Genomic DNA, 22,501 nt, shown 5'->3' with positions numbered 1-22,501 from the left:
CGGCGGCCCCGGCCGGAGTGACCTCAGACGAACGAACCTGAACGCACCCACTCGCGCGGTGAACGCCCGTAGGCCGCGCGGAAGACCCGGCTGAAGTGGGCGGGATTGGCGAAGCCCCATCGCTGGGCCACCGCCGAAACGGCCGGAGCCGTCGTGTCCCGCCGGGTCAGTTCCCGGGCGCACTCCTCCAGCCGGCGCCGCTGGATCAGCCGGCCCACGGTGATCCCCTCCTCCTCGAACAGCCGGTGCAGGTAGCGCACGGAGATGTGGTGCGCCGCGGCGATGTTCACCGGGGACAGCCCGGGATCCGCGAGGTGCCGGTCGATGTGGTCCCGGATCCGGGGTACGAGATGGCCGGGCCGCTCGACGGCGTACGCCCCCTCGGCCGACGTCCGCTCGTCGACGAGCGTGGCGAACAGGTCCACGACACTGGCGGCCAGCCTGGTCGCCACTGCGGGGGAACAGGGGATGACCGAGGCCGTGAGCCCGGTCAGGAAGGACGCCAGCAGCGCGCCGATCCCTTCCGTGCCGGCGATCGCGGTGCCGGTGACCCGTCGCAGCTTCTCCTCGGGCAGGCCCGTCACGCGCCGCGGCAGATACAGGATCCGGCTGGTGAAGCGCCCCGGGTAGTCCAGGGAGTACGGCCGTGCCGTGTCGTGGACCACGAGGTCGCCCTCGCCCACGAAGGTGCGCCGGCCGTCCTGGACCAGGGTGGCCGTGCCCGACGTCTGGAGGCAGACGGCCACCTGGTCCGTGCCCGCGCGGGCGAGGTGCGCGGGCGTGCGGCTGACGCGGTGCGCGTCGGCCTCGAGGGTGGTGACGCGCAAGTACCCCAGCCGTTCGGTGGAGATCCGGCCCCGGAAGGGGCCGTCGCCGTGGGCCGTGACAGCCATCGGTCCGCATGCTCCGCCCAGTGCGTCGCACCAGTACGTGAGTCGGTCCCCCTCGGGAACCGCATCCGTCGTCAGTACCAGGCTCACCTGGTTCTCCTCTCCACCTGGGACACCGGCGGAGAACTCCGAGCGGCGGCGGCCCGTTCTCCCCGCCGCCCTCAGCCAAGCAGGGGGCCGGGGCCGGCTCCAGGCAGGAAGCAGGCAGAAAGGCGGTCGAAGGACGCGGCCGTCCGCTGTGCGCTGACGGATCGGCGCGGTGCGCTGAGGGACAAGACACGGGGGGCCGCAGGAACGAGGATGGACGGCACGGCGAGGGGATCCTCGCCCGCCGGGCGAACCCCAAGAGCTCCGAACAAAAGTGGAGTCCACTTTTGTTCGGAGCTCTAAGAGGCGTCGAGGCGGGCGAGGGCGTCGCGGGCAACGGCGACGGACTGGGGATCCGCGTCCCGCCCCAGACCGACACAGCGGGCGAAGGCCTCCCTGGCCTCGTCCCGGCGCCCGGCGGACAGCAGGGCGGTGCCGAGGCGGGTGAGCTGGCGGCTCTCCAAGGCGGTGTTGCCGTTCTTCCGCCAGATCGCCACGGCGATGTTCTGGTGATCGATCGCTTCCGTCCACCGTTCCATCTCGGCGTAGCAGAAGCCCATGCCCGAGTGCATTCCGGCCCGGGCGAAATCGGCGATGTGCCGCTCGACCCGATCGTGGACCCTGTCCATGAAGGTCAACTGGTGCCGGTAGGCCACAAGGGCTTCCTCGAGTCGGCCCGAGTCCATCAGGACCAGGCCGCGTCCGTGCAGCGCCTGGAGGCTGCCGTGCAGATCACCGGCGGCCTCGAACAAAGGAGCCGCCAGGTCCAGGTGTTCGGCGGCCGGGACGTAGTCGCCGAGCCGGCGCAGAGCCAGGGCGCGGTAGTTGTGGGACCAGGCCTGCTGCTGGATGTCGGAGGCGCGCCGCGCCGCGCCGAGCGCTTCGGCGGAACGCTCGAGACTGTCCTGGGGGCGGTCCTCGCAGGTGAGCAGCGCCCACGCGTGGTAGTTCAGCTGCGTCGCCTCCCACACCGGATCGCCCAGCGCCTGCGCGGAGCGCGCGGCCGTGCCGAAGACCTCGGGCCAGTGCCCCCAGAAGATCCACTGGTCGGAGAACCAGTGCAGCGCCTCCGCCACCTCCACCACGGTCGCGTGCTCCCCGGCGGCCGCCGCCGCGCGCAGGGCGGCCAACCAGTTCGCGCCTTCGGCCTGCAGCCATGCCCGGGCCCGGTCCGCGCTCGACAGATCGACCGTGCCCTGCCAGGTGGGCGGTGGCGCCCCGTGGTCCGGTTCGAACCAGCGGCCGGCCACGACGGTGGTCTCCAGCAGCCAGACGTACAGGGCCGTGCGGGCCGCCACGACGTCCTGGGCGCTCTCCTCGGCGTCCAGCCGGGCACGGGCGTACAGCCGCAGCAGGTCATGGAGCCGGTACCGGTCGCCGTCCGCCCCCAGCAGCCCGGTCTCCACCAGCTCCTCCAGGGCGTCCTCGGCGTCGAACAGCGGCTGCCCGGTCAGCCGGGCGGCCCCGGCGGCAGCGGTGTCCGGCCCCGGCACCAGGGCGAGCCGCCGGAACAACCGGGAGGCGGCCGGGGTGAGCTGACGGTACGACAGGTCGAAGGCCGCGGCGACGCGGAGGTCCCCGGCGGTCAGCGCGTCCAGGCGCCGGTCCTCGGCGGCCAGCCGGTCGGCCAGTCGGCGCACGGTCCAACCGGTGCGGGTGGCCAGCCAGTTGCCCGCCACGCGCAACGCGAGCGGCAGATGCCCGCAACGCCGGGCGACATCCGCGAGGGCGTCCGGGTCGGCAGCGGCGCGCCCGGCCCCGACGAGGGAGGTGAGGAACTCGGCGGCCTCCGCGGGGCTCAGCTCCCCGAGCGGCAGCCTGTGCACGCTGTCCAGTCCGGTCAGCATGCGCCGGCTCGTCACCACCACCATGCTCGCACCCGAGGCCGGCAACAGGGGGCGCACCTGGGCCTCGTCGCGCGCGTTGTCCAGCACCAGCAGACAGCGCCGCTCGGCCAACAACCGCCGGTAGAGAGGGACATGCCCCTGCGCCCCGGCCCCGACAAGATCACGGTCGGGAACCTGAAGGGCCTTGAGCACGTTCAGCACCAGCTCGGCGGGGCCGGGCGCCTCCTCGTCCGTACCGCACAGGTCCAGGACCAACTGTCCGTCGGGAAAACGGCCTGCGAGGCTCCGCGCGGCGTGCAGCGCGAGCGTCGTCTTGCCCGCCCCCGGCGGCCCGGACACCGCCACCACCACCGGCTGGGCGGCGGACCCCGCGCCGTCCTCGGCAAGGGTCGCCAGCCGCGTCAGCTCCGTCTCCCGGCCCACGAAGTCGTCGATGCCACGCGGGAACGCCCGTACACCGACAGGGCTGTAGCCCTGGGCACGCCCCGCCCGGGCGGCCTCCAGCAGCCGCTCCCGCAGCGCCTCGTCCACCCCCAGACCGTCCGCGAGCGCCGCGACCGTACGGCGCTGCGGAGCCGCCCGCCGCCCCCGCTCCAGATCCCCGATGCCCCGCACACTCACGCCCGACGCCTCCGCCAGGCCCTCGATGGTCTGCGACGCGGCCAGCCGCAACTCCCGCAGCAGCGCCCCGAACGCCGCCTGTTCCCCGCTCAATCCCGGCCCTTCCGCTCGCCACACCCCCTGCCCGCCCCCCGGTGTGATCACCCGGATTCTAGGAGAGCGGAGCGTTTGCGGGTCGGCATGGACCGGAATACGGACGCACGCCGCCGCCGCGTGCCGCACGGCACTGCCGCGAGGGTCCGGAGAGCACTGTCCTCGCAGGTCGGACGCACTGTCAGTGGTCCCCGGTAGGTTCTTTGGTGTCGCGCCGATCCGGTGCGGCGGACCCCCTTGTGCTGCGCCGATTCGGCGTGTGCAGCCGTGTGCCGCAAAGGAGATGGCGCGTTGTCGGACTGGGAGAACTGGGAAAGGGCGAGCACGGCGCGGGTGGTGCCGCCCGCCCGGCCGCGCAAGCTCGCCAAGGTCCCTTTCGTCGAACTGGCCGACGGACGCCTGCAAGGGGTCGTCTCCAGCGGCTCGGACATCGAGCGGGTGTATGTCTCGTCGGTCGCGGCCGGCACCTACGCCTTCGCGTGCAGCACCAACAACAACCGGCCCTGCGGCGGCGCCCGCGGCTCGTTCTGCAACCACATCCGCGCCCTGGTCACCGAGGCGGTGCTGCAGTACGGAGCCGAGCGCGTCGCCCGGTATCTGCGGGTCGAGACGACGGGCGGCGAGCCGGACGCCGCCGCCCTCACCGCCGCGATGACCGGCGCCCGCCCTCCGCAGGCCGACGGCAAGGCCGCCGCCGCCCCCGTCTTCAGCCGGTTCCTGCGCCACCTCGCCTATCTCGAACAGGCCCCGGTCACCGCCCCGTTGCCCGAGATGCAGTGGTTCCCGCCGACCCGTGGAGCGGCGACGGGGGTGCCCGCCGCCGACGACGCGGAGCACACCGGCGCGCTCACTGCACCCGTGGAGGGGCTCGACGAGGCCCTCGCCGCGGCCGACGCCGTGGACCGGTGCCTCGTCGCAGGCCTCCTGCGTCCCCGGTCCGACCAGGCCGGTGACCTGGCGGAGCTCGCCCGGGCCGTCGCCGGCAGCCCGCTCGCCGCCCGGGTCGCCGAGGCCGCCGAGAAGGCTGCTGCGGGAACCGCGAGCGAGGACCACTTCCTCGCCCTGGCCGCCGCCCGCACCGCCCTCCTCGGCGCCGTCCACGACGCGCTCGTCGCCCGCGCCGACGAGTCGACCGGCCGCACGCGCGGCGAGGACACGCACCCGGTCCCCGGCGACCCCCAGCAGGCCAACCTTCTCGCGGCCGCCCGCAGTTGGCTGGCGGATCTGGCCCGTGCCGGCTGGGCCGGCATCGACCACGACCTCGTCGGCGGCGCCGCCCAGATCGTCTCCGCGATGCTGCCCCGGCCCGAACTGCGCCGCCTGGCCACCCTGCTGGACGGGTTCGCCGCCGAACTCGCCGCCTCCTGCCCCGGATCCGCCCTGGAGCGGATCCCGGCCCGCCGCTGGGGCGACCTGTGGGCGCGCGCCCTGCTGCTCACCCAGCCCGGCGCCGCCGCCCTCGCAGCCACCGGCACCGCCACCGGCCGGCTGCTGCCGCTCGGCGTCGACCTGCACGAACACGCCACCGCCGCGCAGGCCCAGGTCCACGCGGTGTTCGAACCCGCCGACGGCACCCCGTCCCGCCTGGTCCGCGCGAGCGTCTCGGTCCCCAAGCCGGACACCGTCGTAGCGGCCGGCGTCTGGCAGCTGCTGCGGCCGCACCTGTCGCTGCTCGCGGCCCTCGGCGAGGGCCGGGCCATGCATCTGGACGCCATGCCCCTCACCGACCAGGGCGACCTCGTCTGGGACGACACGCGGGCCCGCCCGGGCGAACCGGCGGACCCCTTCGCCACCGCCCGCGTCGCCCTGCCGGCCGCCACCGCCGCGCCCGCCGCACCCCTGGACCGCCACCCCGTGCGCCTCGCCGAACCGGTCTTCCTGGAGCGCTACACGACCCGGCAGGACGGCGACACCCTCGTCCTCACCGTCGCCGGGGACGACCTCGCCGTGGACACCGACCGCGTCCCGGTCGCCGGCCCCCTCACCCCCGAGGCCGTCGCGGCCTCCGGCGCCTGCATCGCCCTGCTGCGGTGGGACGGCGGCGGGTTCCGGCTCCAGCCGCTGGCCGTCGAGACCACCGTGCGCAAGAAGACCGTCGCCCTGCACGCGGGCGCGTGGGCCGGCGGCACCACCGACAAGGCGGGCGTCAAGGCGGAGAAGGCCGCCACCGACGCCGTGACCGTCCTGCGGGAGCGAGCCGGGAGGCTGCTGCGGAAATGAGTGACCACGTGCCCGAGGCGACGCCTCACGACAACCGCCGACAGGTTCTGTACTGGCGGCTGCTCGCCCGCCTCTTCGACCCCGAGGAGCAGGCCGCCCTGGAGTCGGCGAGCCTCGCCGTCGTCGAGGACATCGGCCTGCCACCCGCCCTGCTGGACCCGCAGGCCTCCGTGGACTCGATCGTGCAGCGCCATCCGGAACTGGCCGAGGAGTTCGACGGGCTGATGCTGTCCGAGGCCGATGCCCCGGAAGACGACGACGGCGACGCGGACGTCCGCGACCCAGCGGCGCAGGTGCGGCGCGCGGCACTGGTCTCCAAGGTGCTGCTCAACGTCTTCGCCACCGGCAACGGCGCGGTCAGCGCCGGGCAGCTGTCCCGCTGGCAGTCCGACGCCGGCTGGCTGGAGCGCGCGCTGGGCTGCTCACCCGGCGATCTGCGCGGCGGGCGCGGCGCGGGCGTCAGCCCGACCGGCTCCGGCGGCCGGGGCGCCACCCCGGACCTGAGCAACCTGATCCCGGCGATCGGACCGGAACTCGGGGCCCTGGAGGCCGACCTCGTCAAGCGCATGCGGCTGCGCGAGGTGCTCGCCGACCCCGCGCTCGCCGCGCGCCTCACCCCCAGCATGTCGCTCATCGAGCAGCTGCTGCGCGACAAGAACAACCTCTCGGGCGTGGCCCTGGCCAACGCCAAGGCGCTGATCCGCCGCTTCGTCGACGAGGTCGCCGAAGTCCTGCGCACCCAGGTCGAGAAGGCGACGGTCGGCGCCATCGACCGCTCGATCCCGCCCAAGCGGGTCTTCCGCAACCTCGACCTCGACCGCACCATCTGGAAGAACCTCACCAACTACAGCCCGGAAGAGGAACGGCTCTACGTCGACCGCCTCTACTACCGGCACACCGCCCGCAGGACGACACCCCAGCGGCTCATCGTGGTGGTGGACCAGTCGGGCTCGATGGTCGACTCCATGGTCAACTGCACCATCCTGGCGTCGATCTTCGCCGGCCTGCCGAAGGTGGACGTCCACCTCATCGCCTACGACACACAGGCACTCGACCTCACCCCGTGGGTGCACGACCCCTTCGAGACCCTGCTGCGCACCCAGCTCGGCGGCGGCACCGACGGCACGGTCGCCATGGCCCTGGCCCAGCCGAAGATCGCCGAACCGCGCAACACCGTCGTGGTGTGGATCTCCGACTTCTACGAATGGCACCACCAGCCCCTGTTCGACAGCATGGCCGCCCTCCACCGCTCCGGGGTCAAGTTCATCCCCGTCGGCTCGGTGACCAGTTCCGGGCGCGGCAGCGTCAACCCCTGGTTCCGGGAGCGCTTCAAGGACCAGGGCACACCGGTGATCTCCGGCCACATCCGCAAGCTCGTCCACGAGCTCAAGACGTTCCTCACCTGACCCCCAGCTGTGACGAGATCTGAGAAAGGCACTTCGATGACCGACCTGTTGCGCGCCCCCGCCGAGCTCAAGTACGCCGAGGAACTGGACTGGCTGGAGTCGATCGACGACAACCCCAAGCCGTTCTCCTGGCGGCTGTCCCCGAAGATGGTCCGCCTGTTCATCCTCGGCTCGGAGCGTGCCGACGGCCTGGACCGGGAGATCGCCCAGAAGTGGTTCGGGGACCGCAGCTTCGTCGAGCGCTCCGTCGTCACCCTCGCCTCGGACCGCGGCCTGCTGCTCATCGGCGACCCCGGCACCGGCAAGAGCTGGCTCGCCGAGCTGCTGGCCGCGGCGATCTGCCGCAACTCCACCCAGGTCGTGCAGGGCACGGCCGGCACCACCGAGGACCACGTCAAGTACTCGTGGAACGTGTCCATGGTGATCGCCAAGGGCCAGTCGCGGGAGTCGATGATCCCCTCGCCGATCATGACCGCGATGGAGGCCGGCACCATCGGCCGCTTCGAGGAACTCACCCGTTCCACCAGCGACGTCCAGGACGCGCTGATCTCCATCCTGTCGGAGAAGTACATCTCCGTCCCCGAACTGGACGGCGCCGGTGGCGACAACATCGTCTTCGCCAAGCCCGGCTTCTCCGTCATCGCCACCGCCAACAGCCGGGACCGGGGCGTCAACGACCTGTCCTCCGCGCTCAAGCGCCGCTTCAACTTCGTCCGCATCCCGGTGATCACCAACAAGAAGAGCGAGGCGGAGATCGTCCGCTTCCGCACCGAGGAACTCCTGCGCCGCCACCGGATCGAACTCGACGTCCCGCCCACCCTGCTGGACGTGCTGCTGCAGAGCTTCGCCGACCTGCGCGCCTCGGCGGCCGCCGCCGGCAGCGACGACGAGAAACTGGAGTCCGCCCTGTCCACCGCCGAACAGATCGGCGTCCTCGAGGACGCCATCCTGCACAGCAACTTCTTCGGTGAGCGCGCCCTGACTGCCCACACCCTCGCCTCCTCCCTCGTCGGCTCCCTGGCCCGGCGCGAACCCGAGGACCTCGCCATCCTCAACAAGTACCTGCACGGCGTCGTCGAGCCGCGCAGCAAGGAAGAAGGGGGCTCCTGGCCGGAGTTCCTCGAAGGCGGCCGCGACGCGATCGCGACCCTGTCGTGAGCGGCGACACGAGCAGCGGCACGTTCGGGGCCCTGCGCGGCCAACTACACGGGGCCGCGGCGGAGTTCGCCGACGGACCGGGCGCCCTCGAGGGCATCCTGCGCGGCATCGTGGACGACGTCGAGCGCGCGGTCCGCGAGCCGCTGGAGATCTTCCCGGTCTGCCACCACTCACCGGCCTCGGCGATCGCCATGGCCCGCCGGCTGCGCGAGAAGCAGCCGAAGGTGGTCTACCTGGAACTGTGCGAGGACATGGCACCCCTCCTCACCGAACTGCGCAACTGCCGCCTCCCGGTGGCCGTCCAGTCGTTCGCGAGCGAGATCGAGGGCTTCCCGGCCGACTGGTCGCCCCTGTCGGTCGTCGCCCCGATCACGGAGGCCTCCGCCGAGTACCAGGCCATCGCCTACGCCCTGGACACCCCCGGAGTCGAACTGGTCCTCGTCGACCGCTCCTCCGACCACGTCTTCCAGTGGGAGACCCGGCGGGAGACGGCGGGCGAGACCGGCGAGGCGGACCCCGACGCACCGGCCGCCGACGAGCAGAGCGCCCTGCACGGCGACGCCGTCGGCGTGGAGATCGGCGACCTGCGCCCGCGCTTCGCCGAGCTGGAGGAACACCTCCTGCGCCACGGCCGGGTCCGCCACTGGTCGGAGTGGTGGCACCAGTACGTCGAACTGCCGCTCGGCGACAGCGACCACGACACCTACCGCCAGGTGATGCTGCTCATCGGCAGCCTCTTCCGGCGCCTCGCCCCCGGCGACCCCCACAAGGTCCGGGTCGACGAGGACCGTGAGCGGTACATGTGGACGAGGATGCGCGAGCACCTCGCCTCCACCGGCACCGACCCCGCCGACTGCCTCTACGTCTGCGGAGCCTTCCACGCGGCCAGCCGGGTCGAGGAGTTCGGCGTGCACGGTGCCGGCACCTTCACCATCAGCCCGCCGAGCGGCACCAAATGGCGGCACGGCCTGATCCCGTCCAGCCACGCCGCGATCGAGGCACAGTTCGGCCTGGCCGCCGGCTCGGTGTCCATCGCCGCGACGGAGTGGGCCAAGAACCTCAGACGCACCCGTGTACGCCCGTACCGGCTGGCGGGCCAGGCGGGCACCAGGGCGAAGAAGAGCCTGCCCGCCCCGGCGCCCGCCGCCACGGCCCCGCCCGCCGACAGGCTCACCGGCTTCCTTCAGCGGCCGCCCGCCCTCGACTCCCTCGACGAGGCCGAACTGCTCGGCTGGTCGGTGGACATCGTGCGTGCCGCCCGGCGCAACGGCTACCTCGCCTCCACCGCCGACGCCATCGCCGTCTTCGAGACGTCGATCCTGCTGGCCGGAATGCGCGACCGCGCCAAGCCGACGCCCTACGACTTCCAGGACGCGGCCGTCACCTGCATCGAGAAGGACGCCGTACCGGGCCGGCGCGATGTGCGCCGGCTGGTGGAGATCATGATGGGCGGCGACCGCGTCGGCCAGGTCGGCTACGACGCGCTGCCGCCCCTGGCCCGCGACGTCCACGACCGGCTCGCCCCGCTGAACCTGAAACTCCAGCAGCGCGGGGTGCAGCGGGCCCTGCTGGACATCGCCGGCCGACCCGAACTGGCCCACTGCTCCGACGTGCTGTGGATGCTGCGCCGACTGCTGCCCCAGGGGGCCGCCCGGCCCATCATGGGCGACCGCGGCCTCGGCGAGCGCCCCATTCAGGAGTCCTGGGACCTGGCCCTCGGCACCCACCAGCGGGCGCTCATCGAACTCGGCTACGAGGGCGTCAGCATCGAGCAGGTCCTGGAGCAGCGGCTGCGGCGCGCCGCGTACGCGCCCCAGGCCACCGCCGCGACCGTCCTGGAGACGGTGGAGGACGCGATCCTCCACCTGCGCAGCCGCCGCCTCGCGGACGAACTGGGCACCCGTGCCCTGGAGGTCCTGGCGGGCGAGCGCAGCGTCGACGGCGCGCCCGAGGTGCTGCGCCGCGTCCGCCGCCTGCTGGCGTACTACCGCACCAGCGAACCCGTCCTGCCGCCCTGGATCGAGTCCTTCGTCAAGACCGGCTACGCGCACTACTGCACCCAACTGCCGACGGCGTTCACCGACGACGACGCGACCGTCCGCCAGGTCGCGGCGATGCTGGGCTTCCTGTTCAGCATGGAGAGCCTGGCCCTCTCGCTCGGCTGCGACCGCACCCAGCTCGAACTGGCCCTCGCCCAGTCCCATCCGGCCGAGCCCGCCCGCACCGCCCTTCTGTGGGCGGCCCAGACCCACCTGGGCACCCTGTCCCGGGCCGCCCTGCGGGAGCGCTGCGCCGGCCTCCTCGCCAACCCGCTGGTGGTGCCCGCCTACCCGCGCTACCTCAGCGGGTTCGTGCACGCCCTGGAGCCGGTGCCGGGTCTGGCCGACGTCGTCGTGGAGGCGGTGTCGAACGCGTTCGCCCGTCTGCCCGACCGGGTCCTGCTGCCCTGGCTTCCGACCCTCATCACCACCTTGCGCGCCGGCGGCACCGAGCTCGCCCCGCTGATCGTCCGCGAGGCCGGCCGCCTTTTCCCGGCCCGCCTGGCGGAGCTGGACGCCTGGACACCGCCGTGGCGACTTCCGGCGGAGGCGCCCCGGGCGGTTCTCGCGTCGACGTCGGGCACCGGTGTGGCGCTTCTGTCCGCCCACCCCACGACCTGCGACGCGCTCGCGGACCTGCTGGGCTACGAGGGGACCTGGTCCGCCGGGGAAGCCACCGCCTCCCCCGTGGTGCTCCTCACCCGGCACCCGCACACCGCGACGGCCCTGGAAGCCCTGCTGGCCGTCACCTGACCGGCGTCGCCGCGGGATCCTCCTCGCGCGCGTTGCGCTCGGCTCCCATGGGCCCCCTGCGGTGGCAGGGGGCCCATGGCCTGACCGGGTGGCCGAGCGTGCGGACGCCAGGCCGGTTCTCTAGCGGTGCCGCAGTCCGACCGTGATGACGCCGGCGACCCTCGTCATGAGGCCGGTGTCGTGGACGACCTTCCCGTCGGACGTCTTCCATATCCTCATGTGGAAGGTGTCGGGGCCGTCCGTGACGGTGACCCGGAAGCGGTAGCCGCTCTTGCCGCCGACCGTGCCGGAGCCTTCGACGACCGCCCTGTTGCCGGTCACCACGAGCCAGTCGAGGTGGCCGGACCGGAACTTCACACGAGGCGACCGCAGGTCGAAGGTGACCACGCCGGCCGGGGCCGAGGCCCCCGGCAGGTACCCGGCCGAGAGGGAGAAGGACGGCTTGCCGGGGGACGCGGAGATGCCCGCGCCCGCCACCGGCCCGGCCGCCCGGTCGTACACGACCACTTCGGGCAGCGTCGTGGCGGCCCTGCCTCCGTCGTCGTCGGTGACCGTGACGGCCGGGCGGCGCAGACCCGCCGAGGCGTACACGTGCTCGGCGCGGCAGCCGGACGCCGTGACCTTGCCCGTGGCCGGCCGGCCGCCGTCCTTCCAGTCGATCACGCAGGTGTGCGTGTCGCCGGCGCCCGGGTCGGCGAACCGGACGGTGACGACCACCGGCTTGCCGACCGACACCGGGGCCGGGGGAGAGGTGGCGGAGGTGATCGAGGGCGCCGCGTTCGTCACGGTGACGACGGCCGTGTCGGTGCTGCGCCCGCCGGTCAGGGTGAAGGTGAACGTGCCGTCGTCGGTGCAGGTGACGGTCGTCCGGGCGGCCGTCGGGTCCGCGACCTTGCAGGGTGCGCCGCTCTGGACGGTCCACTTCGGACCGCCCGCCCCGGAAAGCGTGCCGTTCAGGGCGATCGCCGCGCCCTCCGTGCCCTCGGCGTCCGGCCCGGCGTGCACGATCGTGACCGGGTCGACGCTGGTGAGGGTGGGCACGACCTTCTTGATCAGTCCGTCGGCGTCGAACTCGAGCTTGTCGACGGTCGTCTCGCGGTGGGTGCCGTCACCGCCGGGGATCGCGAAGCGGTGGTAGGCGATGTACCAGTCGTCCGTCCCCGGCACCTGGACGACCGAGTGGTGGCCGGTGCCCAGGATGCCCAGCGAGGTGTCCTTCTCCAGGATCACTCCACGCTTGGTCCACGGACCGGTGGGGGAGGGGCCGGTGGCATAGGCGACGCGGTAGTCCGCGTCCCGGGTGTCGTTCTCCGACCACATGAAGTAGTAGGTGCCCTGCCGCTTCACGACGAAGGTGCCCTCGTTGTAGCCGCTGGGGGTGATGTCCTCGACCTTCGACGCGTCGATCGAGGTCATGTCGTCGTTCAGCGGGACGACGTAGGCCCGGCCGTTGCCGAAGTACAGGTAGGACTGGCCGTCGTCGTCGGTGAAGACGGCCGGGTCGATCATCTGGCCGGGCAACTGTCCGGCCTTGAGCAGGGGTTGGCCCAGAGCATCCTTGAAGGGGCCGGTGGGCGAGTCGGAGACGGCGACGCCGATGTTCGCGTCGGCGCAGAAGTAGAAGTAGTACTTCCCGTTCCTCTCGGCGATCGTCGGCGCCCATGCCCTGCTGTCGGCCCAGCTCACGTCCGGCCCCAGGTCGAGGATGACGCCGTGGTCGGTCCAGTGCACCAGGTCGGTCGACGAGTACGCCTTGAATTGCGTACCGCTCCACCCCTCGAAGCCGTCGGTGGTCGGGTACATGTAGAAGGTGTCGCCGAAGCGGACGATGTTCGGGTCGGCGTTGAGACCCGGCAGCACCGGACTCTTCATGACCAGCGCCGAGACCGTCCAGGTGCGCTTGTGGCCGTCGGAGCCGGTCACCTCGTACGTCACGGGCTCGGTGAAGTCGTGCACGCTGCCGGAGGCGGGGCTGATCGCCGCGCCGTGGGCCAGGGTGAACTCCGGCGCCAGCGCGGTGAGATCGGTGCCCTCCTTCAGGGGAAGGGTGATCCGGCTGTCCGTGTCGTCGACGAGCGCGTCGACCTTCAGCGACGGGTGCGTCACCCGCGCGATCCCCGTCGTGTTGCCGCTGAGCTCCAGCACCTCGGCGGCCGACAGGGCGCGCCCGTAGATCCGGAAGTCGTCGACCTCGCCGCCGAAGTACGGGTCGGCGGAGTACAGGGAGCGGCCGATGTAACCGCTGTAGTCCTTGTCGGCGTCGTACAGCTCCGACGGCTTGATGGTGACGCCGGTCGCCCGGGCCGCCTCGACGCCGTCCACGTACAGGACCATCGTGCCGGTCGACCCGTCGAGCGTGACGGTCACGTGCCGCCATGCGCCCGCGGTGAGCTGCGCGCCCGCCGTCAGCTTCGACTCCGCCGACCAACTCGCCTTGGTGATGGCCGAGTAGAGCTTCGAGGAGCCGTTGGAGGGGCTGGCGAACAGGTACTTGTCACTGTCCGGACCCAGCCCGAACAGCCACTGCCAGTTGTCCCCGCCCTTCCACTTCGCGTATGTCGAGACGGTCACGCTGTCGGCGCCCTTCAGCACACCGTTCGGGATCTTCACATAGGGCGAGTCGCTCCCGCCGGACATGCGGAACGATCCCCCGCTCACGCCGGTGCCGAAGGCGGGCGTGCGGACGTAGGTGCCGTGGTAGCCGCGGCCGCTGGAGTCGACGGCGATGTTGCCGGAGGTCTCGTCGAAGCCGTAGTGCAGGAGCAGGTCGGCGGGCACGTCGGCGCCCTCCTCGGAGACCGTCACCTCGGCCCGCACCGGCAGCGCGGCGCCGTCCGGCAGAGTCCCCGTCACCGTGAAGGCGCCGGCCTGCGCGTACGCCGACTCCGGGACGTCGTCCCAGCTCACGGCCACCGGACGGGTGACCCCGTCGGCGTACTGGGCGATCACGGTCGCGGGCAGTACCGGGGCCTCGCCGATCCGTGTCTTCACCGACACGTCGTCGACGCTCTCGACGAGCTGGTCCGGCTGGTAGGCGCGCAGCAGCCGGTCGTACTCGGCCTGGGTGACCGGCAGGACCGTGCCGTGGCGGGGCCTGGCCGGGAGGTCGTACTCGGCGGCGGGGGTCCAGTTGCCCGATGCGAGGTCGGTCGTCTCGAACGGGATGTAGCCGCGGCCGCCGAACTCGTCGAGGAACGCGTACCACTTCTCCTCGGTGTTCGACTTGAACACCAGCGGGCCCTCGGCCGCGCTCATCGCGCCCTTGCCGATGCCCTCGGCGACCGCGTCCCAGGAGAGGTCCAGCAGCGAGTCGCTCTTCTCCTCGAAGATGAACTTGCTGTTGGGCGTGGAGGAGGAATTGTTCCGCTCGTCCTTCGAGAGACGGAAGTAGGTGCCGTCGTGCTGGACCACCGTGGAGTCGATGACCGAGTAGCCGCGGTCGATCCAGACCTTCGGCTCGCTGAAGGTGTAGAAGTCGCGGGTGGTGGCGTACATCATCCGGTTGTACGTGTCGCCGGAGTGCGCCTCGTTGTCGTACAGCTTCGACGCCCAGAAGACCACGTACTCGCCGAGGTTCTTGTCGTAGTACGCCTCGGGCGCCCAGGTGTTGCCGGCACTGTCGGGGGAGACCTTGACCAGGCGCTGGTTCGTCCAGTGGACGAGGTCGGTGGACTCCCAGACCATGATGGACTTGCTGCCGGTGCGCTGGGCGGCGTCCCAGTCGCCGTTGCCGTAGATCCTGAGGTCGGTGGCGATCTGGTAGAACTTGTCGCCCTCGGGGGAGCGGATGATGAACGGGTCACGCAGGCCCTGCTCACCGAGCGTGGAAGTCAGGACGGGCTGACCGTCGTTCAGCTCACGCCAGTGCAGCGGGTCGTTGCCCTTGCTGAGCGCGGCGTAGAGCTGTTCGCCGTTCGCGGTGCCCTCGCCGGTGAAGTAGCTGAACATGTAGCCCTTGAGGGCTTCCTTCTCGGCAAGTTCGGGGACCTTCGCGGTGAACACGCGGGTCGCCTTCGCCTCGCCCTTGGTCACGGTCGCGGTCAGCTCCACGGTCGTGTCACCGGCGCCGTGCGCGGGGCGGTGGACCACTCCGTCGGCGGAGACGACGTCCTCTCGAGCGGACGACCAGGTGACGTCGGTGCCGTGGTCGCCGGTCGCCGGGAGGGCGAGGTTGCCGCGTACGTCGTCCAGGTTGTGGACGGTGAGCGACTCGGCGGCCTGCTCGGTGGCGGTCTTGTCGTCGAACGCCGCGAGGACCGTGACGTCGAAGGTCCGGGTGGCGGTGACCGTGCCCTTCTTGAGGGTCGCCGTGAGCGTGGCGTGGCCGTCGGGCTCGCCGGCGGCGGGGCGGGTCACCTTGCCGGAGTCCGAGACCACGGCGGTGTCGTCGCTGGCCCAGGTGATCGTGGAACCGCCGGCCGTGCCGGTCTTCGGCAGGTCCAGGTCCTCGGTGACGGCGCTGGTGTCGCCGAGGGTGAGGGCGCTCCTGTCGTCCTCGACACCCTGGGTGGCGACGGGGAGCGCGAGCTGCTCGACCTCGTCGGCGTCGAGCGCGCGGTCGTACACACGGAAGTCGCGCATGCTGCCCTTGAACAGTCTGTCGCCCGAGTAGACGGACTTGCCGATGTAGTTGGCCGTGGTCGTGCCGGAGCCGATCGCGCCCGGGGTGATGGTCACCGAGGTGTTGCGGGCGACCTCGACGCCGTCCTCGTACAGGACGCCGGTATTGCCCGTCTGAGTGTAGGTGACGTGCTTCCACACCGAGCGGCTGAGGTTGTGGGAGTCGGCGGGCCTGGTGGTCTGCTCGGTAGACCAGTTGCCGGTCGCGATCGAGGTGCGGAAGGAGTTGCCGGTGGCGAACAGGTAGCCGTTGCCGTTGCTGCCGCTGGAGTTGCCGAAGCCGTAGAGGAAGTACGGCGTGGACTGGGCGGCGTCGATCTTCACGTCGAACGCGACGCTGATCGACGTCAGGCCCTTCATCACGTCGTTCGGCACCTTGATGTAGGTGTCCGAGCCGTTGAAGGCGAGCCCCTGACCGGACGCGGACCCGTCGGCGGTGCCGTTGACCGTGCCGTCGAGGCCGTGGCCGGAGGCGTCGGTCACCGTCGTGCCGGAGGCGCCGTCGAGCTTGTACCAGAGGGCGAGTCCGTCCGTGACGTCCGCGGCCTCCGTCGCCTGGACGGGAGTCGCGGCGCCGGCGAGCCCGACGAGCAGGGACACGGCGGTCAGGGCGGCCAGTTTTCCCGCTCCGCGTCTCGCATGGGCGCGGAAGCGTTTTCTATGCGTCATGGGAGACCGCCGTTTCAGCCGTGTGACGTGATGTTGCGAGAGTGTCAAACGGTGTACATGGCCGCGTCAAGAGCTCTCGAACAATGTCCGACACACCGAACAAGATGGGGCCGATGGTCAAGGTCCTCCGCCCAGCGCGGCGTTGAGGATTCGAGCCGTGCCGTGAGCGCCCACCACCAGTGCGGGGGAGCCGGGGCGCCGTCGCCGCGGTGAGCGACGTGGTGGTGATCCGGCGGAGCCGGCCGAGCAGATCGCGAACACGGCCCATCGCCCGCCCCGGCTCGACGGGTACGACGACCAGTTCCACTCGCTGCTGGTGCGCTGCCTGACCGCCGACACCGACGAGCGCATCGGCACGGAGGAACTGGCTGCACGCTGCCAGGAACTGACAGGACGCCCGCTCAGCGACTTCGGCGACTGGCTCCCGGCCCCGCTCGCGGCCGAAATCGTCCGTCGCGAGCAGACCCCACAGAACCCGCCCCAGCCGAGGGCGTGCTCCGAGCCTGTTGCGCCGGCCATCCCTCCCACCAGGCTGCCGTCCCCGTCCACACCACCACCCTCACCAGGCACGATGGAGTGGATCCGCAGGCGACCTGTCCGGCCGCCAGGACAGCTGTCCGGGGCAGTCCGCCAGCGGGCCATCCTGATCACCCGTCGATGCGTGTCGAAGGGTTTGGTGCGTCACGAAAACCGTGAGCCGCCGGTCGGCCGACGCGCGCGGATCAGTTGCGCGTGCCGGCCGGTGGGCCGACGACGGTGGTGAGCTGGAGTTTGGTCTCGTCCTCACTGCCCGGCGCGGCGGTCATGATGACAATCTTGAGCTCGGTGTCGCCGTCGGTCAGGACATCGCAGTCCACCGTGACCGGGCCCACCGACGGGTGGTCGACCGTCTTGTGGACGTCGCGGTTCACGGCCACCTCTCCCGTCGCCCACAGCTCGGCGAACCTCTCGTTGCCCGCGTTCAGGTCGCGGACCAGCGCGGCCAGGCGGCTGTCCCGGGGGAAGCGGCCGGTGGCGCGGCGCAGGTCGGAGACGACGGCGGCGTCGGTGGCGTCGGGATCCGTCTCGGTGACCGGCCACAGCGCGAGGCGGGTGTGATCGACGTCCACCGGGAACCTGTCGCGGGCGAAGTTGCGCATCCGCGGCGGCGCGGCCAAGGGGTCGCCCAGCAGGGCCGCCCACCCTTGGTTCCACGACACCAGTTGCCAGTCCGCCGCGAACACGGCAACCGGTACGTCTCCGAGGCGGACGAGCACCCGTTGCATGCCGGGCGGGACATGGTCGCAGATCGTGCCATCCGCCGGCGGCACGATCCGGGCCAGCCGGTAGAGGTGGTCCCGCTCGGCGGTGGACAACTGGAGGGCGCGCGCCAGGGACGCCACCACCGACGCCGAGGGTGTCGTGGCCCGCCCCTGCTCCAGGCGCACGACGTAGTCGACCGACACTCCGGCCAGGTCGGCCAGTTCCTCGCGCCGCAGCCCGACCGCCCGGCGCTTGCGGACGACCGGCAGCCCGGCGGCCGACGGGGGCAGCCGGTGCCGCCACGTGCGGATCATCGTGCCCAGTCCGGCCCCGGGGGGTGTCGTCGCCATGCTCTCCATCCTCCTGCATCCCCGATCACATGCGGGGGCGCAAGGGTGGTACTGGTCTTCCCACCGTCGAAGTGTCCCTGGTCCGGCTCCCTCGACAAGGCAACCATCGAAGGCATGACGATCACTTTCATCACCGGAGCCAACAAGGGCATCGGCCGCGAGACCGCCCGCCGCCTCATCGCGTGCGGTCACACCGTTCTTCTGGGAGCCCGCGACCGTGAGCGGGGTGAGGAGGCAGCCGCCGCGCTGGGTGCACGCTTCGTCCCCGTCGACGTGACCGACGACGCGTCGGTGGCCGCCGCCGCCGAGGACGTCGCCGAGCACGAGGGCAGGATCGACGTCCTGATCAACAACGCGGGGGTACAGGGTCCCTTCGGTGATCCCGGCGACCTCACCGCCGCCGACGCCCGCGCCGTCCTCGACGTCAATGTCATCGGCGTCGTCCGCACCACCACCGCGTTCCTGCCACTGCTGCGCCGCTCGGACGACCCTGTGATCATCAACGTCAGCAGCGGCATGGGCTCCCTCGCCTTCACCCACGACCCCGGCCGGCCCGAGTCGCACGTCGTCGTGCCGCTGTACGCCTCCTCGAAGGCGGCGCTGACGATGTTGACCACGCAGTACGCCAAAGGGCTCAAGGGCATTCGCGTCAACGCCGCCGACCCCGGCTACACCGCGACCGACATGAACGGTCACAGCGGCTCCCAGACCCTCACCGAGGGCACGGACGCGATCGTCGCCCTCGCCACCGAGGGGCCCGGTGCCGGCACCGGACGCTTCATCGACCGCCATGGCGAGATCGCCTGGTCCTGAGACCGGCGGTGCCGGGTCGCCAGCCCGGAAGAACAGAACGGGCAGAACATCGGGACCGGCCCCGGGCGGGAGAACCACGGACAGCGGCGCCCGGCCCGGCACGCCCGCCGCGCGGCAGCGGTCCACGACGATCTCCACGACCCGGGCGAGCGCCGCCGACAACCTGATCGACCTCGCCGACCTCGAACGGCGAAAGCCATCCCATCGAGCGAGACACCCCGGTGAGTGGCCCGGCTCACATGGTAAAGAACGTCACTCACCGCCACCATGGGTCCCGTCACCGTCAGGCTGAAGGGGTCCAGGATGTTCCGCAAGGTGCTGGTCGCCAACCGCGGCGAGATCGCGATCCGTGCGTTTCGTGCCGGCTATGAGCTGGGCGCGCGCACGGTCGCCGTCTTCCCGCACGAGGACCGCAACTCGCTGCACCGGCTGAAAGCCGACGAGGCGTACGAGATCGGCGAACCGGGGCACCCGGTGCGCGCCTACCTCTCCGTGGAGGAGATCGTCGGCGCCGCGCGCCGGGCGGGCGCCGACGCCGTCTACCCGGGGTACGGCTTCCTCTCCGAGAACCCCGAACTGTCCCGCGCCTGCGCGGAGGCGGGCATCACCTTCGTCGGCCCCGACGCCCGCACCCTCGAACTGACGGGCAACAAGGCGAGCGCGGTCGCGGCGGCCCGCGCGGCGGGTGTCCCCGTGCTCGGCTCGTCCGCGCCCTCCAACGACGTCGACGAACTGGTCCTGGCCGCCGAGGAGATCGGCTTCCCCGTCTTCGTCAAGGCGGTCGCGGGCGGCGGCGGGCGCGGCATGCGCCGGGTCGAGGACCCGGCCACGCTGCGCGAGTCCATCGAGGCGGCCTCGCGCGAGGCGGCGTCCGCGTTCGGCGACCCGACCGTCTTCCTCGAGAAGGCCGTCGTCGACCCCCGTCACATCGAGGTGCAGATCCTCGCCGACGGCGAGGGCAACGTCATCCACCTCTTCGAACGCGACTGTTCGGTACAGCGCCGCCACCAGAAGGTCATCGAGCTGGCCCCCGCGCCCAACCTGGACCCGGCACTGCGCGACCGCATCTGCGCCGACGCCGTCCGCTTCGCCCGGCAGATCGGCTACCGCAACGCCGGCACCGTCGAGTTCCTCCTCGACCGCGACGGCAACCACGTCTTCATCGAGATGAACCCGCGCATCCAGGTCGAACACACGGTCACCGAGGAGGTCACCGACGTCGACCTCGTCCAGGCCCAGCTGCGCATCGCCTCCGGCGAGACCCTCGCCGACCTGGGCCTCTCCCAGGAGACCGTCACGCTGCGCGGCGCGGCCCTGCAGTGCCGCATCACCACCGAGGACCCCGCCAACGGCTTCCGCCCGGACACCGGCCGGATCAGCGCCTACCGCTCCCCGGGCGGCTCCGGCATCCGCCTCGACGGCGGAACCACCCACGCGGGTACGGAGATCAGCGCGCACTTCGACTCGATGCTGGTCAAACTCACCTGCCGGGGCCGGGACTTCCCAGCCGCCATCGGACGGGCCCGGCGTGCCGTCGCCGAGTTCCGCATCCGCGGCGTGGCCACCAACATCCCGTTCCTCCAGGCCGTCCTGGACGACCCCGACTTCCAGGCCGGGCGGGTCACCACCTCGTTCATCGAGCAGCGCCCGCACCTGCTCACCGCCCGCACGTCCGCCGACCGCGGCACCAAGCTGCTCACCTATCTCGCCGACGTCACCGTCAACAAACCGCACGGCGAGCGCCCCGAGCTGATCGAACCGACCACCAAGCTGCCCCCGACGCCCGCCGGCGAGCCGCCGGCCGGTTCCCGGCAGCGACTGGTCCAGCTCGGCCCCGACGGTTTCGCCCGCTGGCTGCGCGAGTCGCCGACCATCGGCGTCACCGACACCACCTTCCGCGACGCCCACCAGTCCCTGCTCGCCACCCGGGTGCGCACCAAGGACCTCCTCGCCTCCGCCCCGCTGGTCGCCCGAACCCTGCCCGAGCTGCTCTCCCTGGAGTGCTGGGGCGGCGCCACCTACGACGTCGCCCTGCGCTTCCTCGCCGAGGACCCGTGGGAGCGGCTGGCAGCCCTGCGCGAGGCCGTCCCCAACATCTGCCTCCAGATGCTGCTGCGCGGCCGCAACACCGTCGGCTACACCCCGTACCCCACCGAGGTCACGGACGCCTTCGTGCAGGAGGCGGCGGCCACCGGCATCGACATCTTCCGCATCTTCGACGCCCTCAACGACGTCGGCCAGATGCGCCCCGCCATCGACGCCGTACGGGAGACGGGCACGGCGATCGCCGAGGTGGCCCTCTGCTACACCTCCGACCTGTCCGACCCGAACGAGCGCCTCTACACGCTGGACTACTACCTGCGCCTGGCCGAGCAGATCGTCGAGGCCGGCGCCCACGTCCTGGCCGTCAAGGACATGGCGGGCCTGCTGCGTGCCCCGGCCGCCGCCAAGCTGGTCTCGGCCCTGCGCAGCGAGTTCGACCTGCCGGTGCACCTGCACACCCACGACACGGCCGGTGGCCAGCTCGCCACCTACCTCGCCGCCATCCAGGCCGGCGCGGACGCCGTCGACGGCGCGGTGGCCTCCATGGCCGGTACGACGTCCCAGCCCTCCCTGTCGGCGATCGTCGCCGCGACCGACCACTCCGAGCGGCCCACCGGCCTCGACCTCCAGGCCGTCGGCGACCTGGAGCCGTACTGGGAGAGCGTCCGCAGGATCTACGCCCCGTTCGAGGCGGGCCTCGCCTCCCCGACCGGACGCGTCTACCACCACGAGATCCCCGGCGGCCAGCTGTCGAACCTGCGCACCCAGGCCGTCGCGCTCGGCCTCGGGGACCGCTTCGAGGACATCGAGGCGATGTACGCCGCCGCCGACCGCATCCTCGGTCACCTGGTCAAGGTCACCCCCTCCTCCAAGGTGGTCGGCGACCTCGCCCTGCACCTGGTCGGCGCCGGAGTCTCCCCGGAGGACTTCGAGGCGGCGCCCAACCGCTACGACATCCCCGACTCCGTCATCGGCTTCCTGCGCGGCGAACTGGGCACCCCGCCCGGTGGCTGGCCGGAGCCCTTCCGCAGCAAGGCCCTCGAGGGCCGCACCGAGGCCAAGCCCGTCAAGGACCTCGGCACCGAGGACCGGGAGGGCCTGGAGAAGTCCCGCCGCACCACCCTCAACCGGCTCCTCTTCCCCGGCCCGACCCGCGACTTCGAGACCCACCGCCAGGCGTACGGCGACACCAGCGTCCTGGACAGCAAGGACTTCTTCTACGGTCTGCGCCCGGGCAAGGAGTACTCCGTCGACCTCGAACCCGGTGTCCGCCTGCTGATCGAGCTCCAGGCGGTCGGCGAGGCCGACGAGCGCGGACTGCGTACCGTGATGTCCACGCTCAACGGCCAGCTGAGGCCCATCCAGGTCCGTGACAAGGCGGCGGCCTCCGACATTCCGGTGACCGAGAAGGCCGACCGCGCCAACCCCGGCCATGTCGCGGCTCCCTTCGCGGGTGTGGTGACCCTGGCCGTCGCCGAGGGCGACGAGGTGGCGGCCGGCGCCACCGTGGCCACCATCGAGGCGATGAAGATGGAGGCGACGATCACCGCGCCGAAGGCCGGGCGGGTCAGCAGGCTCGCCATCAACCGCATCCAGCAGGTGGAGGGCGGTGACCTGCTGGTCGAGGTGGGCTGAGCCGGGCGCCGCCGG

General features: G+C 71.9%; 10 protein-coding genes and 1 pseudogene. 7 read left to right on the top strand and 4 right to left on the bottom strand.

Annotated features, from left to right (window positions below):
• Window positions 1–23 precede the first annotated feature (23 nt).
• Both ACIBVL_RS06620 and ACIBVL_RS06615 read right to left on the bottom strand, forming a co-directional pair.
• The gene (locus ACIBVL_RS06620; RefSeq protein WP_399092862.1) at window positions 24–980 is read right to left on the bottom strand and encodes a helix-turn-helix domain-containing protein; all 957 of its coding nucleotides are present in this window, start codon (window positions 978–980) and stop codon (window positions 24–26) included.
• Between the two features lie 296 nt (window positions 981–1,276).
• On the bottom strand, window positions 1,277–3,538 hold the full coding sequence (locus tag ACIBVL_RS06615) for an ATP-binding protein (protein ID WP_399092859.1): 2,262 nt from the start codon (window positions 3,536–3,538) through the stop codon (window positions 1,277–1,279).
• A gap of 291 nt (window positions 3,539–3,829) precedes the next feature.
• Here ACIBVL_RS06615 and ACIBVL_RS06610 point away from each other — a divergent pair.
• From ACIBVL_RS06610 to ACIBVL_RS06590, 5 genes and pseudogenes are all read left to right on the top strand, one after another.
• A pseudogene (locus ACIBVL_RS06610) lies at window positions 3,830–4,342 on the top strand (hypothetical protein); the annotation flags it as partial.
• A gap of 6 nt (window positions 4,343–4,348) precedes the next feature.
• Window positions 4,349–5,758, top strand: coding sequence for a hypothetical protein (locus ACIBVL_RS06605; protein ID WP_399094788.1), 1,410 nt, complete (start codon window positions 4,349–4,351; stop codon window positions 5,756–5,758).
• Window positions 5,755–7,164 (top strand): VWA domain-containing protein, encoded by a 1,410-nt coding sequence (locus ACIBVL_RS06600; protein ID WP_399092856.1) that lies wholly within the window; start codon window positions 5,755–5,757, stop codon window positions 7,162–7,164. Before ACIBVL_RS06605 ends, ACIBVL_RS06600 begins: the two co-directional genes overlap by 4 nt.
• A gap of 36 nt (window positions 7,165–7,200) precedes the next feature.
• Window positions 7,201–8,322 carry an AAA family ATPase gene (locus ACIBVL_RS06595; protein WP_399092853.1) on the top strand — a complete coding sequence of 374 codons (1,122 nt, stop codon included), beginning with the start codon at window positions 7,201–7,203 and terminating at the stop codon, window positions 8,320–8,322.
• Window positions 8,319–11,114, top strand: coding sequence for a hypothetical protein (locus tag ACIBVL_RS06590; protein ID WP_399092850.1), 2,796 nt, complete (start codon window positions 8,319–8,321; stop codon window positions 11,112–11,114). The genes ACIBVL_RS06595 and ACIBVL_RS06590 overlap by 4 nt, the downstream gene beginning before the upstream one ends.
• A gap of 120 nt (window positions 11,115–11,234) precedes the next feature.
• Here ACIBVL_RS06590 and ACIBVL_RS06585 read toward each other — a convergent pair whose 3' ends face one another.
• Window positions 11,235–16,403 (bottom strand): family 43 glycosylhydrolase, encoded by a 5,169-nt coding sequence (locus tag ACIBVL_RS06585; protein ID WP_399092847.1) that lies wholly within the window; start codon window positions 16,401–16,403, stop codon window positions 11,235–11,237.
• A gap of 722 nt (window positions 16,404–17,125) precedes the next feature.
• Window positions 17,126–18,004: a helix-turn-helix transcriptional regulator gene (locus ACIBVL_RS06580; protein ID WP_399092844.1), complete on the bottom strand. Its 879-nt coding sequence runs from the start codon at window positions 18,002–18,004 to the stop codon at window positions 17,126–17,128.
• 105 nt (window positions 18,005–18,109) lie between these two features.
• On the opposite strand from ACIBVL_RS06580, the gene ACIBVL_RS06575 reads away from it, so the two are divergent.
• Window positions 18,110–18,808, top strand: coding sequence for an SDR family NAD(P)-dependent oxidoreductase (locus tag ACIBVL_RS06575; protein WP_399092842.1), 699 nt, complete (start codon window positions 18,110–18,112; stop codon window positions 18,806–18,808).
• A 303-nt stretch (window positions 18,809–19,111) separates the two neighbouring features.
• Window positions 19,112–22,486 carry a pyruvate carboxylase gene (locus tag ACIBVL_RS06570; RefSeq protein WP_399092839.1) on the top strand — a complete coding sequence of 1,125 codons (3,375 nt, stop codon included), beginning with the start codon at window positions 19,112–19,114 and terminating at the stop codon, window positions 22,484–22,486.
• Window positions 22,487–22,501: the final 15 nt, after the last annotated feature.

It is taken from the genome of Streptomyces sp. NPDC049687 (genome assembly GCF_044465285.1).
Classification (GTDB): domain Bacteria; phylum Actinomycetota; class Actinomycetes; order Streptomycetales; family Streptomycetaceae; genus Streptomyces.
The sequence above is the reverse complement of the archived record's forward strand: the minus strand, read 5'-3'. Positions and strand labels throughout refer to the sequence as shown.

What these genes read in the sequence shown, in the direction of transcription:
- ACIBVL_RS06600 (WP_399092856.1), top strand. Translation starts at nt 5,755, where the DNA reads ATGAGTGACCACGTGCCCGAGGCGACGCCTCACGACAACCGCCGACAG.
- ACIBVL_RS06595 (WP_399092853.1), top strand. Translation starts at nt 7,201, where the DNA reads ATGACCGACCTGTTGCGCGCCCCCGCCGAGCTCAAGTACGCCGAGGAA.
- ACIBVL_RS06585 (WP_399092847.1), bottom strand. Translation starts at nt 16,403, where the DNA reads ATGACGCATAGAAAACGCTTCCGCGCCCATGCGAGACGCGGAGCGGGA.
- ACIBVL_RS06580 (WP_399092844.1), bottom strand. Translation starts at nt 18,004, where the DNA reads ATGGAGAGCATGGCGACGACACCCCCCGGGGCCGGACTGGGCACGATG.
- ACIBVL_RS06575 (WP_399092842.1), top strand. Translation starts at nt 18,110, where the DNA reads ATGACGATCACTTTCATCACCGGAGCCAACAAGGGCATCGGCCGCGAG.
- ACIBVL_RS06570 (WP_399092839.1), top strand. Translation starts at nt 19,112, where the DNA reads ATGTTCCGCAAGGTGCTGGTCGCCAACCGCGGCGAGATCGCGATCCGT.